This is a genomic window from Photobacterium sp. OFAV2-7, from assembly GCF_022347985.1.
In the GTDB taxonomy this organism is placed as follows: Bacteria; Pseudomonadota; Gammaproteobacteria; order Enterobacterales; family Vibrionaceae; genus Photobacterium.
Genome location: NZ_JAKRFQ010000046.1, coordinates 1 through 14,254, shown reverse-complemented (window position 1 = coordinate 14,254; position 14,254 = coordinate 1). Strand labels below are relative to the sequence as shown.

The 14,254-nt window shown below is 50.2% G+C and carries 16 protein-coding genes; 5 read left to right on the top strand and 11 right to left on the bottom strand.

Translation table 11 applies throughout. The annotated features are described in order from the left end of the window. The 7 genes from MHN01_RS05520 to MHN01_RS24505 all read right to left on the bottom strand — a co-directional run. On the bottom strand, window positions 1–1,476 hold a 1,476-nt coding region (locus MHN01_RS05520), incomplete at its 3' end, for a sulfite reductase flavoprotein subunit alpha (protein WP_239410397.1). Window positions 1,477–1,632: 156 nt separating this feature from the next. Beyond that, window positions 1,633–1,866 carry a thymidylate kinase gene (locus MHN01_RS05515; protein WP_239410396.1) on the bottom strand — a complete coding sequence of 78 codons (234 nt, stop codon included), beginning with the start codon at window positions 1,864–1,866 and terminating at the stop codon, window positions 1,633–1,635. Window positions 1,867–1,982: 116 nt separating this feature from the next. Beyond that, a complete protein-coding gene (locus MHN01_RS05510) occupies window positions 1,983–2,621 on the bottom strand; it encodes a TIGR04219 family outer membrane beta-barrel protein (protein ID WP_239410395.1) in 639 nt (212 codons plus the stop codon). A 150-nt stretch (window positions 2,622–2,771) separates the two neighbouring features. After that, window positions 2,772–3,005, bottom strand: coding sequence for an envelope stress response protein PspG (gene pspG / locus MHN01_RS05505; RefSeq protein WP_160657798.1), 234 nt, complete (start codon window positions 3,003–3,005; stop codon window positions 2,772–2,774). A gap of 201 nt (window positions 3,006–3,206) precedes the next feature. Continuing rightward, window positions 3,207–4,247, bottom strand: coding sequence for a tRNA dihydrouridine(20/20a) synthase DusA (dusA, locus tag MHN01_RS05500; protein WP_255725062.1), 1,041 nt, complete (start codon window positions 4,245–4,247; stop codon window positions 3,207–3,209). 438 nt (window positions 4,248–4,685) lie between these two features. Beyond that, on the bottom strand, window positions 4,686–5,225 hold the full coding sequence (cyaB, locus tag MHN01_RS05495) for a class IV adenylate cyclase (protein ID WP_239410394.1): 540 nt from the start codon (window positions 5,223–5,225) through the stop codon (window positions 4,686–4,688). Window positions 5,226–5,586: 361 nt separating this feature from the next. Continuing rightward, on the bottom strand, window positions 5,587–5,721 hold the full coding sequence (locus tag MHN01_RS24505) for a hypothetical protein (protein WP_255725061.1): 135 nt from the start codon (window positions 5,719–5,721) through the stop codon (window positions 5,587–5,589). Between the two features lie 100 nt (window positions 5,722–5,821). Here MHN01_RS24505 and zur point away from each other — a divergent pair, with 100 nt between their 5' ends. From zur to MHN01_RS05480, 3 genes are all read left to right on the top strand, one after another. Further along, window positions 5,822–6,271, top strand: coding sequence for a zinc uptake transcriptional repressor Zur (zur, locus tag MHN01_RS05490; protein ID WP_075767876.1), 450 nt, complete (start codon window positions 5,822–5,824; stop codon window positions 6,269–6,271). A 34-nt stretch (window positions 6,272–6,305) separates the two neighbouring features. Beyond that, window positions 6,306–6,770: a chemotaxis protein CheX gene (locus MHN01_RS05485; protein ID WP_075767875.1), complete on the top strand. Its 465-nt coding sequence runs from the start codon at window positions 6,306–6,308 to the stop codon at window positions 6,768–6,770. A 269-nt stretch (window positions 6,771–7,039) separates the two neighbouring features. Further along, window positions 7,040–7,249, top strand: coding sequence for a cold-shock protein (locus tag MHN01_RS05480; protein ID WP_047875438.1), 210 nt, complete (start codon window positions 7,040–7,042; stop codon window positions 7,247–7,249). Window positions 7,250–7,326: 77 nt separating this feature from the next. Here MHN01_RS05480 and pgi read toward each other — a convergent pair whose 3' ends face one another. Continuing rightward, window positions 7,327–8,979 (bottom strand): glucose-6-phosphate isomerase, encoded by a 1,653-nt coding sequence (pgi, locus tag MHN01_RS05475; RefSeq protein WP_239410393.1) that lies wholly within the window; start codon window positions 8,977–8,979, stop codon window positions 7,327–7,329. Between the two features lie 282 nt (window positions 8,980–9,261). Here pgi and MHN01_RS05470 point away from each other — a divergent pair, with 282 nt between their 5' ends. Then, the gene (locus MHN01_RS05470) at window positions 9,262–9,681 is read left to right on the top strand and encodes a secondary thiamine-phosphate synthase enzyme YjbQ (RefSeq protein WP_239410392.1); all 420 of its coding nucleotides are present in this window, start codon (window positions 9,262–9,264) and stop codon (window positions 9,679–9,681) included. 93 nt (window positions 9,682–9,774) lie between these two features. On the opposite strand, the gene MHN01_RS05465 is transcribed toward MHN01_RS05470, so the two are convergent. From MHN01_RS05465 to MHN01_RS05455, 3 genes are all read right to left on the bottom strand, one after another. Next, on the bottom strand, window positions 9,775–11,019 hold the full coding sequence (locus MHN01_RS05465) for a BamA/TamA family outer membrane protein (RefSeq protein ID WP_370646432.1): 1,245 nt from the start codon (window positions 11,017–11,019) through the stop codon (window positions 9,775–9,777). A gap of 24 nt (window positions 11,020–11,043) precedes the next feature. Beyond that, window positions 11,044–12,123: an alanine racemase gene (gene alr, locus MHN01_RS05460; protein WP_239410391.1), complete on the bottom strand. Its 1,080-nt coding sequence runs from the start codon at window positions 12,121–12,123 to the stop codon at window positions 11,044–11,046. Between the two features lie 72 nt (window positions 12,124–12,195). Beyond that, window positions 12,196–13,593: a replicative DNA helicase gene (locus MHN01_RS05455; RefSeq protein WP_239410390.1), complete on the bottom strand. Its 1,398-nt coding sequence runs from the start codon at window positions 13,591–13,593 to the stop codon at window positions 12,196–12,198. 245 nt (window positions 13,594–13,838) lie between these two features. Here MHN01_RS05455 and MHN01_RS05450 point away from each other — a divergent pair. After that, the coding region (locus tag MHN01_RS05450) for a DUF481 domain-containing protein (protein WP_239410389.1) at window positions 13,839–14,254 on the top strand (416 nt) is incomplete at its 3' end.

The following is a 14,254-nucleotide window of genomic DNA, read 5'->3' as shown; positions in this document are numbered from 1 at the left end:
GAACAACCAGTTTTTACCTTTCACTTCCCGGTTGTCCCTTTCCTGAACAAATGCTCGGAATGGTGCGATACCGGTTCCCGGACCAATCATGATCACCGGGGTATTATCATCCGCCGGCAATTTGAAATTGTTGTTCTCCTCGACAAACACCTTGACGTTATCACCTTCTTCCAGGCGGTAAGAAAGGTGGCTCGATGCCCCACCCTGCCGGGTTTCGTCACCGCTTTCGAACTCAACAACGCCCACCGTCAGGTGCACTTCCTCACCGACCTCTTCCTGGCTGGAAGCGATGGAATACAGACGTGGTGTCAAACGGCGCAGCAGTCCGGTTAGCTGCTCGGCCGTCAGCTTGGTTTTCTTTTCAGCTAAGACATCAATCACCTGTGTCTGACCGGCGTACTGACGGAGTTTGTCTTTGTCAGCAACCAGCTTTTCCAGCTTTTTGCTGCCCGAAAGCTCTGCGTACTTGGTCACCAGCTGCGGATTGGCTGCGGTAATTTCATACTTGCTGATCAATGCCTGTTTCAGTGACAGCGCCTCACCGTCAACCTCGACATTTTCGTTGCCGTCCAGGCCAACCCGTGCCGCCAGTGCATCTGCCAACGCCGGATCATTTTCATACCACACGCCCAGCGCATCACCCGGCTGATAGGTCAGCCCGGAGTCTTCCAGATCGATCTCGATATGGCGGACATCTTTGCCTGAGCGACGCCCGGTGATCTTCTGGCTGGTTAGCAGCGTTGCCTCGTAAGGATTCTGCTTTGAATATTGTGAAACCGCCTGCTGACTGTTGGCGACCGGTAGCTGTACTACTTCAGCCTCGCCGGCCGATAAGGTTTCTTTTACCTTTTCAAGGGCTTTTGCCCGCCATTCTGCGGCTGGCGCATCATAGTCAACGTCGCAGTCAAGACGCTCAAGTATCGACTCTCCGCCCAGACGGCTCAAATAGCTATCAAAGTCTTTTGCGGTCTGACAGAAGAACTCATAGCTTGAATCGCCCAGACCAATCACTGCATATTTCAGGTTCGGTAGCTTCGGCGCTTTCTTCGACTGCAAGAACTCATGGAGCTCAATCGCATCGTCCGGCGCTTCACCTTCACCATGCGTAGAGGCAACAATGATCACATGGGTTTCTTTGGCTAGGTTTTTGCCTTTATAGTCGCCAGCGGCGAATAGCTCGACAGCGATACCAGCAGCCGAAGCTTCTTCTTTGATCGCTTCAGCCACCCCTTTTGCATTTCCCGTCTGGGAAGCATGAATAATCGTTAGTTTGCCTGCCGGCTGGGCAACAGCCGCAGCGGCAAGCTGTTGGGCAGGTTGCGGTTGAGCCGCAGACTGAGTTTGGCTCAGCCCCCAAAAATACCCACTTATCCACGCCATTTGCTGTGGCGACAGTTCTGCAGCGGCCTGTTGCAGTTGACCTATTTGTTGATCATTGAGTGGGCTGGCTATGGCCGAGAGTTCCTTAAGTAACATGACACGACGATCCCTATACATTGCGTAGTGTTAGATTAGCTACTCAAAGAAATAACAAGAAAGAATAGATAAGAATGTTTTATAACTTTTAGTAAGGTTAGCAGGCAGGGAAAAGCGGCTTAACCTGACATTAAGCCGGATAGCTACACACTAAATTCAAAAGGTATCGGCTATACGGACCTGATGGAATCCAACTTCAAAAGCCCGCTCCGTGGCCGTATCAATATCCCGGTAGCACTTCTCGCTGCCTGCACCATCGGTCAATGGCACAAAGCCGCCCCGGCGATGACGAAATTCCACAATCCAGCCGTTGGCTTGAATCGATGGCTCGATAACCGCTTCCACGATATCGCTGTTGGCATACAGATGCTGTAGTTCAGTTAATGTCATTTGCCCACTTCCTGACTGATGTATCACTTTTAAAAATGGTACAAAAAAGCGAAAACAGGCAACAAAAAAGCCACGATAAATCGTGGCTTCGATATTCTTTGCTCAGCGAGTCGCGCTTAGAAGTCCAGCTCTACACCGGCAAACCAACCGTCTAGCTTCACTTTGCCTTCAGTTTGCTTGATGAAATCAAAGTCATAGTCCATCACGCGGTAGCCAGCACGCAGGTTTAGATCTGCAGCAATCAGTGGTAGTGACCACTTAACACCAGCCTGGCCATCAACCGTACTTGTACCGTCATAGTTACCGAAGTTCAGATCGCCAAATACTGACACAGGCGTCATTGGAATGCCTGCCTCAACGTTACCGTAAAGGTTCGGCTGCCACTCGCTGAAATCTTCACCCAGGAATTTACCTGCATTAAACTTGGACAGGGTGACACCCACATCAAAAGCAATCGCGTCATTATCCAAGATTTCATAGTAAGCCGTGTAGTCAGTCTGACCAAATGATACTGCGCCTGCATCAATGTCAGCGTAACGTAGACGGAAATTAGGCACCAATGGAATAAAGTGCTCAAAAGCCAGGTGATACGATAGGTGGGTATCATCACCGCTGGTGCTGGCATCGTTCACTTTTGCATCTGCAAACCATGCATCTGCACCTGCTTTTACTCCTAGAAGCATTGCCGCCTGAGCTGGCACTGCCGCTGCTAATGCTACTGCAGCCGCCACTGCAGAAATAGCCAATTTATTCATCCGAGTCTCCGCTCATTATTAGAATTTACAAACGGCCAAACTATACCAGATGCCGTACAAGAAAACCGCACTTCCTTCGCAGAACCACCACTTTCAGTTCAATTGCTAGGCAAGTTTTTGTAAGCAAAAGCAATTTATCTGGCATCGTCATCAGCGACGGTGATAGCGACCTCTATGCTGGCAGTCACCCTTCTTTCCGCGGTACAGCCAAACAGCAACACCGATTAAAATTAGCCAAGGCAGAAGCTTGAGCATCACGCCAATCATTCCCGCCAGCGCCATCACCACAAAGCCTGCCAGCACTGCGAAAGCCATTCCAACCAAACTCACGCCAGTGAAAATCAATACCATCGCAAATACCAGTAAAAACAGAAACTCAATCATCTTTTGACCCCTTTAGTTTTTATCCTATCTTGTTTTGTTAATAGCACAATTCAGGCCAACAGCATGGCTTTCAAAATAATCATTTACTTTCAATCACATACAAAAAAGGGCGCTGATCTTATATGATCAACGCCCTATCTAGTTTGGCTTTTTTCACCATTATATATGGCGAAAAAAGCCACATTGATGATTGGTTACCGTTTAGACATCCAGGTGTGCCGGTATCTTTTCCAGTGCCTGCTGGAGCACTTCAATACCCGCTCCCGGTTTATGCGCATTTTCACTAATGTGGCGGCGCCACTGACGCGCGCCCGGCATGTTCTGAAACAGCCCCAGCATATGACGAGAAATATGATTGAGGTAAGAGCCGTTGGCGATCTGACGCTCGATATAAGGATACATCGCCTCAACAACCTCACGACGCTTCTTCACTGGCTTATTGCTGCCAAACAGGCGCTGATCCAGTTCAGCCATCATATACGGGTTCTGGTACGCTTCGCGGCCAACCATTACCCCGTCAAGATGCTCAAGGTGAGCTTCAATTTCGGCCAGCGTTTTTACTCCACCGTTAACCGCCATGGTCAGGTGGGGGAAATCGCGTTTAAGCTGGTATACACGCGGATAATCCAGCGGTGGGATCTCACGGTTTTCCTTCGGGCTCAGGCCACTGAGCCAGGCCTTGCGGGCATGGATTGTAAAATCATCACATCCGCCTTTCTCACTAACAGTACCGATAAAGTCAGTCAGGAACTGGTAAGAGTCCTGATCATCAATACCGATTCGGGTTTTTACCGTCACAGGAATATCGACAACTTCACGCATAGCCGACACGCACTGCGCCACCAGCTCGGCTTCGCCCATCAAGCAGGCACCGAAGCGACCGTTTTGGACTCGGTCTGACGGACACCCGACATTCAGGTTCACTTCATCGTAACCACGCTCTTGAGCCAGTTTGGCGCAATAAGCCAAATCGACCGGGTTAGAGCCACCTAATTGAAGCGACAGCGGATGCTCTTCTTCGTTATAGGCCAGGTAGTCTGCCTTGCCATGAATAATAGCGCCGGTTGTCACCATTTCGGTATACAGCAGCGCATGCTCGCTCAACTGACGATGGAAATAGCGGCAGTGACGATCTGTCCAGTCGAGCATCGGGGCAACGGAAAAACGGCCTGATGGATAATCAGCACTCCGGGTGGATTCAGTTTGTAAATCGTCGCGGTTGGCAACAGCATTATCTAGCATCGAAAAGCCTCATTTTGACCCGTGTACCCGTCTTTGAACGGCAGTTTACTTTAAAGAGAGCGGATTCTACCCCATATCGGTCGTTTGCCCAACAGGGCCGGCTATGAGAGAAAGTAATAATTCCTCCTTAGCTCTGCTGTATAAAAAATCTAGCCGTCTCGAAAATACACAGTAAAAAGAACATGACAGGTAAAACAAAACCAAGATTAAACAATTGATAATAAATAGATAAATAAAACCACCAACCACGATGTACAGCAATTATAGCTTTTGGACACCAATAAACCTAAAAAAGCTGTACATGTTGATTATACGCCTAGCTATCAGCAGGTTACAGTTCATTGCCTGCCAATCTAAAAAGGTCGCCCACCTTTTTACTGTCCTTTACACAAAAAGCTGTACAACGCTTCTTCCACCTAGCCGCGGGCTACCCGGCAACTAGTAGCCCAGTAACTGACGGTAAGATCGAGACTCAATGTCAGAGTGTTCCAATCCCAGCTTCTCTCCCAGCTCGAGACAGCCCGCTTTTAACTCGTCAAGTCGGTGTTTGTCATCCGTCATGACCGCAATCTCAGCAAAGTCTCCTAATTCACTCACCCTATCCAGGGTAATGTGAAATTGCCCGAGGAAATAAATACTCCGGGTCTTTGTCATGCAAAATGCTGCCTGATAGCCCAAGGTTTTCAACATGCTGTGTGTTTTATCAACCGATTCTATCTTGACGGCCTCACAACGATCATTTCCCGGGCCTTTCACAATCCACAACTTTATGCCGGAAGGCTCCATGCTACGTACACTCATACTGATCCCCTGCTCGACCAACGGGCTATCTGCTCTGTCAAAATAGGTATCAGTCTCTTGGTTTTGCGCTACGAACTCGGTAGCACCGAGAGATCGCAAGCGCTGCAGGATCTGCTCATGCCCTTGGATCCGGAATTTGTATTCCACCTCATACTTACCAATAAAGTGCTCTGCCATTATGTTCTCTTTCTTTTATCAGCCGCTCCCTAGAACAAGGGGCAACACCAAATACGATCAAAGTGATAGTTATTCTATCAATACTTGAGCTTTCGCTTACAGACCGGACGCAACCATTCAGCAATTAAGTATTTTGCCTATCATAGGCTAAATTCATTGAGTATAAGTACTATGATGTTCTTTTTGCTAACTAAGTTAACTTGTTGAATTAAATCATATATCTTTGTTTGCATTCTTCTGCCGTACAGCTTTACTAGCTTTTGAGTTATAATGCCCCAAAAGCTGCACAAGCTGTACGTTATTTGCAAATCAATAACTTACACAAATCTCCACTATTAAACGAACCCTGCGTACAGCTTTTTTATGCACTTTCATGGTAAAGCAGATCATGGTGATAGAAAGAGAAGAACACCATGTGATGAAGAGCCTTACTTTCTTCTCCCGGTATTAGTTGCTCTTCACCGCAATTGCCGGATAAGCTGACGTGATCAGGCACACGAATTTTCTGACCTATTTCGCCGGAATTAAGCGAAGTAAGGTACGTTTTCCAAATGCTATGATAAACTACTGGACTTATCGCTGTTTTTTGAGGTTATATGGCAAATCAAACGCAACTGCTGACAAAGGCACAACAGATTTGCGAGCAACGAGGAGTAAGGCTGACACCTCAAAGGCTTAAGGTTCTCGAGATTATCGTTGAGCATCATAGTTCGATTAGCGCCTATGAGCTGCTGGATCTTCTCAGGGAAACCGAACCACAAGCGAAGCCACCGACGGTATACCGGGCACTTGATTTTTTATTGGCCCAGGGCTTTGTACATAAGGTCGAATCCACCAACAGCTATATAGCCTGTTGTGTACTTGGACATGCTGACCACTGCTCTCAGCTGCTTATTTGCGACGAGTGTGGTACTGTCGAAGAATGCCATGATGATGAACTGGCTAAACTACTGCGCCAGAAAGCAGAAAAGCACGGCTTCCAGATATCGAATCATGTAGTGGAAAGCCACGGCATTTGTCATGAATGTCAGAACAGCAAGCAGTAACTCTTACATTTACTAATACAGTCATTATCAGATTATGCGCGCAGAATTTGTAAACCCTTTTCTAGCTTCACTTCTGAATGTTTTGAAGACCATGGCGTCGATGGAGCTAGCACCGCAAAAGCCTCGAGTAAAGAAAGACGAAGTTGCTCGCGGTGATGTATCAGGCCTGATCGGCATGATTGGGCCTAAAACCAAAGGCTCGATGTCAATCACCTTTGACGAGCCTCTGGCTCTTGAAATCATGCAACGTATGTTGGGCGAGCGCCCGAACGGTATCAATGAAGAAGTCACTGATATGGTTGGTGAAATCACCAATATGGTGACTGGTGGCGCGAAGCGTATCCTGGCAGACAGAGGCTATGATTTTGAAATGGCCACACCTGCCGTAGTATCTGGCCGCGGCCATACCATCACTCACAAGTGTGACGGCGCTATCATCATTATGCCGTTTGACTCTGAGTACGGTAAGGCATTTATTGAAATCTGCTTTGACGGCTAGTCAGCATTACCATACCTGTTAATCGCCCCAGTCAGAGCTCTCTGGCTGGCGATTCTTCCTGCCTGAAATAATGATAACTATCACTTTGAAATTTCTGTGAAGTTGCCACAAATCCCAGATAAAAAACTACCACCTTCCACGTATTCGGTCTAGACTGGATATGCTGAATAAGCATCTACACACTTATTGTGTCAGCCTTCAGCTCGTAATTTTGCTGATCGCTATCGGTCAAGCAAGGAACTACCCTCATTCAAAGGAAAGATCGTAACATGAACAAACTGACTGGAACCGTAAAATGGTTTAACGATGAAAAAGGCTTTGGCTTCATTTCTGGTGCTGATGGCAAAGATGTATTCGTTCACTTTAGTGCTATCCAGGCTCAGGGCCGCCGCACACTTCAAGAAGGCCAAAGTGTTGAATTTATCGTGACAGATGGTCAGAAAGGTCCACAAGCAAGCGAAGTTGTCGCGCTTTCTTAATGCTGCTGAGTGTTTTTAACCTCAGAATGAAAAAAACGCCGCTAAGCGGCGTTTTTTATCGATATTAAAGCGGCAGCTTAGCTACGCCACTGCTTAAACGCATTGATCAGGCCATTAGTCGAGCTATCGTGACTAGCAATCTCTTCGGCATTGTTCAGCTCTGGCAGGATGTTGTTTGCTAGCTGTTTGCCCAGCTCGACACCCCACTGGTCGAAACTAAAGATGTTCCAAATCACACCCTGAGTGAAGATCTTCTGCTCGTACAGCGCAATCAGCGAGCCCAGTACCGAAGGCGTTACCTGCTTAACCAGGATAGAGTTAGTCGGGCGGTTACCTTCAAAGACCTTGAACGGTACCAGCTCTTCTACCTCTTCCAGAGATTTACCGGCTGCCACAAACTCAGCCTCAACCTGCTCTTTGGTCTTACCAAACGCCAGTGCTTCTGTCTGGGCGAAGAAGTTTGCCATCAGTTTAGGATGGTGATCGCTCAATGGATTGTGGCTAAGTGCAGGCGCAATAAAGTCACATGGGATAAGCTTGGTACCCTGGTGGATCAGCTGGTAGAACGCATGCTGGCCATTGGTGCCTGGTTCACCCCAGATAATTGGACCTGTCTGGTAGTCAATCGGGTTACCGCCACGATCAACGCACTTACCGTTAGATTCCATGTTGCCCTGCTGGAAGTAAGCCGCAAAGCGGTGCAGGTACTGGTCGTACGGCAGAATAGCTTCAGACTCGGCACCGTGGAAGTTGTTGTACCAAATTCCGATTAGCGCCAGAATAACCGGCAGGTTATCTTCCAGTGGCGCTTCTGCGAAGTGCTTGTCCATGGCATGGGCACCGTCCAGCAGCTCAACAAAGTTATCGAAGCCGATAGCCAGGCTGATTGACAGACCAATCGCAGAACACAGTGAGTAGCGACCGCCAACCCAGTCCCAGAACTCAAACATGTTGTCTGTGTCGATACCGAACTCTGATACCGCACCCGCGTTGGTAGACAGCGCAGCAAAGTGCTTGGCAACGTGGGCCTGATCCTGAGCAGTTGCCAGGAACCAGTCACGCGCAGAGTGTGCATTGGTCATGGTTTCCTGAGTAGTAAACGTCTTAGACGCAATCAGGAACAGGGTCGTTTCCGGGTTAAGCGCTTTTAGCGTCTCGGCAATGTGCGTACCGTCAACGTTCGATACAAAGTGCATGTTCAGGCGCGTTTTGTATGGCGCCAGTGCTTCAGTGACCATGTATGGGCCCAGATCAGAACCACCGATACCGATATTAACGACATCCGTAATCTCTTTGCCGGTGTAGCCTTTCCAGTCACCGTCAACGATGCGCGCAGTGAAGCCTTTCATCTTCTCCAGCACGGCATTCACTTTCGGCATTACATCTTCACCGTCAACCATCACAGGCGTATTGCTGCGGTTACGCAATGCAGAGTGCAGTACCGCACGACCTTCAGTCTGGTTGATTTTCTCGCCGCTGAACAGATCAGCAATCGCTGCTTTCAGTTCAGTTTGCTCAGCCAGAGCAAATAGCTTGCTCATGGTTTCTTCGGTAATAAGGTTCTTGGAGTAATCAAGCAGAATGTCTGAGCCAAAGTTCGCCGAAAACTTGGCAAAACGCTCGCTATCCTGTGCAAACAGTTCGCTCATCTGAAGATCCTGTGCATCTTCGAAATGGGCTGTCAGCGCTTTCCACGCCTGAGTGTGCGTTGGATTGATGTTTTTCAACATGGTGAAGTTCCTGATATTGTAATTCTTAATCCATTGATCCAGTCAGTATCATCCAGACCATGGATCCCCGATATTTCTGAATGTTGTCAATTTTAGCGCAACCAGCAAAGTAGGCTATTTTTTTGTAATTTTACGACTTATGTCAGATTATGACTCGAAGCCGCCTCTACCTTCATTGAGTCAGGTCACGAAAACAGAGAGTAAATAATAGACGGAATATTCCCTGATGAGTACAGTAATCATCTAATATGACAGCAATATGGTAATAAAAAGGTATACGCTATGTGGTTCCAGAAAACAATTCAACTCAAGCCGAGGCGCCGAGGCTTTCATCTCATAACCGATGAAATTGAACAACAAATCCCGGAACTCCATCAGTATAGTATCGGCCTGGTACACTTTTTTATCCAACATACCTCCGCCAGCCTGACCCTCAATGAGAATGCCGACCCGACCGTGCGTAGTGATATGGAATCCCACTTTAATCAATCCGTTCCGGAACGCGCGCCCTACTACCAGCATACCTATGAGGGTGACGACGATATGCCGGCCCACATCAAGGCATCCACCCTGGGCAGCAGTATCACCCTGCCCGTGTCACAGGGATGTCTGGCGCTCGGGACCTGGCAAGGGATCTATCTGGGCGAGCACCGAGATCACGGGGGAAGCAGACGGGTCGTGGTAACAATACAGGGAGAATAACGCTGGCAGGCAGATAACCCTGACAGAAAATCATCTGCAGGACGAAAGACGAGTATCGGGTAGGAAATACCGAAACCCGATACCCAACATCGTTTAGAACGGCTGGTTAATCATCACGCGAAACAGGCTGTCCTCGCTACCCCAGGCCATTTCGGTGCGGACAACAATGCCCTCGACCTGAAAACGGATTGCTCCACCGGCACTCCATTTCATGTCCTGGTGCAGCGTCTTCAAATCATATTCGCCGGCCACCCGCCCGATATCGACAAAGGCCACCCACTGCCACCAAGGTACGTCATACCAGTTAAACACCGGCCAGTCGCTGAGCGGCTGCCAGTCAGGCAAGACCCGATACTCCATGCTATAGCTCAGAGCCGCCCTATCGACAAACCGGCCGCTCTGAAAGCTCCGGAGCCGATACAGACCGCCAAGGCGAGTTCCGGCATAGGCCGGTGGACGGCGCAGCGTGTCGACACCGTTGACACTTTCCGTGCTGTTCCAGCTCGGGGTATCCCCGGTATAGACATTCAGGGCCATCACCTGCTGATCGAAAATCTCTCCCAACGCGCCGATATCCCAGAACCAGCTCTGGCTCAATTCCCATTTCCACCAGCTGGCATGATCAGAACTGCCCGGATCATAAGTCACCCCGAACTGGCTGCGGCTACCCGTGGTGGGATTACGACTGTTATTGCGGTTATCCCAATCCAGCCGGGTTTCCAGCCCCCAGACACTTTCCGCCTCGTTAAACGACGGATCATCGGTGGCAAGGTCGAAAAACTCACGGCTCTGATAAAACGGCCTGAACTCTAACGAGGTCACACCGCTCGTCCACGGCGTATGGCCAGACAACGGCCGTTCCGGTCTCAGCGCCGCTTTTATTCCCTGAGTTTCCGCCGCACCGAGCGGCAATATATAGCGGGCAGAAATGCGATACTGACTTTCTGCCGCATCGGCAATCGTGGCGTCATCTGCTACCGAGTCATTGCGGGTCGCCTCGCCAAGATAGTAGTCAAACTGCTTGAATTCGGCCGAATACAGCTCGGCACCAAACAACCAGCGGCTATCGGTATCAATGATATAGTTACTGGCGCCAAGGTAGGCTAGCCAGGTTTCTTTGTCCGTTACCAGCCCGGCGCCCAGCAGTGCTGCCTGCGGCTGCCCGGCACCTTTCAGTACCCCGGCCATACCAACTGCCAGGCCCATCGAGTCACTGGTAAACACAAACGGCACCGCCGCGGTTTCTGGCTCCCAGCTCGGCCAGCCATCAGCATGCGTCACGAATGAATATGATAAAGCCGCAGCAACCGCTGCGGCTTTGAAACAATAAGACTTAATCAACACGGTCCGAATCTTTACGGGTTATAAATAGGCCATGGCCACTCGTGAAGTCAGCTTGGTCACCAGTTCGTAGGCGATCGTGCCAATATGCTCGGCAACCACTTCGGCTGGCAAGCCTTCTCCCCACAATATCGCTTCGTCACCGACTTTATCGACAGCATCCGGCCCAAGATCGACCGTCAACATGTCCATCGAAACCCTGCCAGCCATCGGTACGATACGGCCATTGACCAGCACCGGCGTGCCGTTCGGGGCCGCACGCGGATAACCATCGCCATAACCGATCGCAATAACCCCCACTTTAGTGTCCCGCTCGCTGGTCCAGATCCCGCCGTAGCCCACCGCCTCGCCTTTTTTTACATCCCTGACGGCAATCAGGCTGGACGTCAGCGTCATCACTGGCTTCATACCGAAAGACGACGACGAACGCTCTGGCTCCATAAACGGAGACACGCCATACATAATGATCCCCGGACGGATCCATTCCAGGTGACTATCGGGCCAGGCAAGAATACCCGCCGAGGCAGCCAGAGAACGCTCGCCACGACAACCGTCCGTCAGGCTAAGAAAGGTATCAATTTGTTGATGGGTAACCGAGCTGTTCAACTCATCGGCACATCCGAAATGGCTCATATAACGTAGCGGCTTTGCCACATTCGGACATGCATGCAGGCGATCAATAAATTCGTTGAGCTGCTCGGGGCGAACACCGAGGCGGTGCATGCCGGTATCAATTTTCAGCCACACCACAACCGGACTATCGAGCCGGGCCTGTTCCAGGGCCTCTAGCTGCTCGAAAGAATGCACCACAGTGTGGATATTGTTGGTTACCAGCACCGGCAGATCAGTGGCGGCATAGAAGCCTTCCAGCAAAAGGACAGGTTTTACTATTCCACCCGCCCGCAGCGTCAGGGCTTCTTCAATACGTGCGACGCCAAAACCATCCACATCTGGCAAGCTTTGCGCCACGTGAGCCAAACCGTGGCCATACGCATTGGCCTTTACCACTGCCAGAATTTTGCTGTTCGGTGCCTGCAACCGGAGTTGGCTGATATTATGGGTCAGTGCTGCTGTGTTGATATAAGCTGTCGCCGCTTTCATTAAAAATCCTACATCAATGAATCCGGCCTGGGCCGGCAAGCCGGCACCAAGTCATCAAGAAAATCCGTCCGCTTACTCTTCGTCGAAAGCCGGGCCGGCATAGTTATCAAATCGGGAGAACTGTCCCTGGAAGGTCAGACGCACCGAGCCAATAGGACCGTTACGCTGCTTACCGATAATGATCTCGGCAATTCCTTTCAGGGCACTGTCTTCGTGGTAAACCTCATCACGGTAGATAAACATGATCAAGTCGGCATCCTGCTCGATGGCTCCCGATTCACGCAAGTCCGAGTTTACCGGGCGTTTGTCAGCACGTTGCTCCAACGAGCGGTTCAGCTGCGACAGCGCCACGACAGGAACATTCAGTTCTTTCGCCAATGCTTTGAGGGAGCGTGAAATCTCGGCGATCTCCAGGGTACGGTTATCCTGCAGGGCTGGTACTCGCATCAACTGAAGGTAGTCAATCATGATCAGGCTCAGGCCGCCACTATCACGGGCTATACGACGCGCCCGGGAGCGAACTTCCGTGGGGGTCAGGCCCGAGCTGTCATCGATGTACATATTCTTCTTTTCCATCAGAATACCCATCGTCGATGAAATGCGCGCCCAGTCCTCGTCATCCAGCTGGCCGGTTCGGATCTTGGTCTGATCGACCCGGGACAGAGAGGCCAGCATACGCATCATGATTTGTTCGGCGGGCATCTCCAGCGAGAAAATCAGTACCGGCTTTTCCTGCTCCATGGCTGCATTTTCACACAGGTTCATCGCAAAGGTGGTTTTACCCATTGACGGACGTGCCGCCACGATGATCAAATCAGAGCCCTGCAGACCGGCTGTTTTCTTGTTCAGATCGCTAAAGCCGGTCGAGACACCGGTCACCCCATCCTGAGGGGTCTGATACAGCAGCTCGATACGCTCCAGGGTTTTCTCCAGAATGGTATCGACATTCTGCGGGCCTTCATTTTCATTAGTTCGCTGCTCGGCAATCGCAAAGACTTTGCTCTCTGCCATATCGAGCAGGTCTTCACTGGTTCGCCCCTGCGGATCATAACCGGCATCGGCTATCTCATTGGCCACCCCGATCATATCGCGAACCAGTGCCCGCTCACGCACAATCTCCGCGTAGGCCGAGATGTTTGCCGCTGACGGGGTATTTTTGGCCAGCTCCGCCAGGTAGGCAAAGCCGCCGACATCCTCCAGTTGATCGGATCGCTCGAGCTGCTCAGAGAGAGTGATCAAATCCAGAGGCTGGCCACTTTCAAGTAAAACCGAGACGCCTTCAAAAATAATCCGATGAGGACGACTGTAAAAGTCTTTGGGGACCACTTTCTCAGCCACGGTATCCCACTTCTCGTTGTCCAGCATCAAGCCACCCAGGACGGATTGCTCGGCTTCCAGAGAGTGAGGAGGCATTTTGATAGCGTCCATCTGGGAATCTTTGGGTTTATTCGGTTTACTTTTCTCTGCCATAGGAACTGCGTGCTTACCGGAAACTAGGCCGGGGATTATACCTTATTCATGCGAGGTCTATGTATCAATATAGTGGGGAAAAACACATTAACTGAAAAGCTTGCTGCTCCCTGGAAGATTATGCCGCTTATTTCAGCTCGATATCGAGAATTGCCATGATTCTTGACCAAAAGCTGACATAGTTCAGGTAAACTTTGTAGCCCGGTTCCATTTTTCGCTTATTCATGTCCCTAAGGAGGACACACTTGGCAAGATATTTACTGGCCTTATTACTGCTTGCCAATACCCCCGCCTATGCCGACGACGACAAGCCAACTCAGATCCCGCCCCCCTGGTCCAGCGAGCTAGAGCTCGGCTACCAGTCCCTTGGGGGAAACTCTGACTCGGAGTCGCTCAACACCCGGGTCGAACTGACCTATGTGAAAAACCAATATCGCCAGACCGCCGAAGCCAAGTACCTGCTGGCGGAAAAAGACGGCGAGGAAGACAAGCGCAAGGGCCAGATTGAGCTACAGAGTGACGTGAAGATTAACGAGCGTACCTATGTGCTGGGAAACGCCAACTATGTTGACGACAGGTACGGCCCGTACTTTACCGACTTTACCCTGGCCACCGGTCTCGGTTATCAATTGCTGCGGCTGGAAACCTTCCAGATGGAAGT

Bases quoted from the DNA above. Each gene is read 5' to 3' on its own strand.
- pspG (WP_160657798.1), bottom strand. From the start codon at position 3,005: ATGATTGAGTTTCTGTTTTTACTGGTATTTGCGATGGTATTGATTTTC.
- zur (WP_075767876.1), top strand. From the start codon at position 5,822: ATGGCAAATCAAACGCAACTGCTGACAAAGGCACAACAGATTTGCGAG.
- MHN01_RS05515 (WP_239410396.1), bottom strand. From the start codon at position 1,866: ATGACATTAACTGAACTACAGCATCTGTATGCCAACAGCGATATCGTG.
- MHN01_RS05480 (WP_047875438.1), top strand. From the start codon at position 7,040: ATGAACAAACTGACTGGAACCGTAAAATGGTTTAACGATGAAAAAGGC.
- pgi (WP_239410393.1), bottom strand. From the start codon at position 8,979: ATGTTGAAAAACATCAATCCAACGCACACTCAGGCGTGGAAAGCGCTG.
- MHN01_RS05510 (WP_239410395.1), bottom strand. From the start codon at position 2,621: ATGAATAAATTGGCTATTTCTGCAGTGGCGGCTGCAGTAGCATTAGCA.
- MHN01_RS05455 (WP_239410390.1), bottom strand. From the start codon at position 13,593: ATGGCAGAGAAAAGTAAACCGAATAAACCCAAAGATTCCCAGATGGAC.
- dusA (WP_255725062.1), bottom strand. From the start codon at position 4,247: ATGCTAGATAATGCTGTTGCCAACCGCGACGATTTACAAACTGAATCC.
- MHN01_RS05470 (WP_239410392.1), top strand. From the start codon at position 9,262: ATGTGGTTCCAGAAAACAATTCAACTCAAGCCGAGGCGCCGAGGCTTT.
- cyaB (WP_239410394.1), bottom strand. From the start codon at position 5,225: ATGGCAGAGCACTTTATTGGTAAGTATGAGGTGGAATACAAATTCCGG.
- MHN01_RS05485 (WP_075767875.1), top strand. From the start codon at position 6,306: ATGCGCGCAGAATTTGTAAACCCTTTTCTAGCTTCACTTCTGAATGTT.
- alr (WP_239410391.1), bottom strand. From the start codon at position 12,123: ATGAAAGCGGCGACAGCTTATATCAACACAGCAGCACTGACCCATAAT.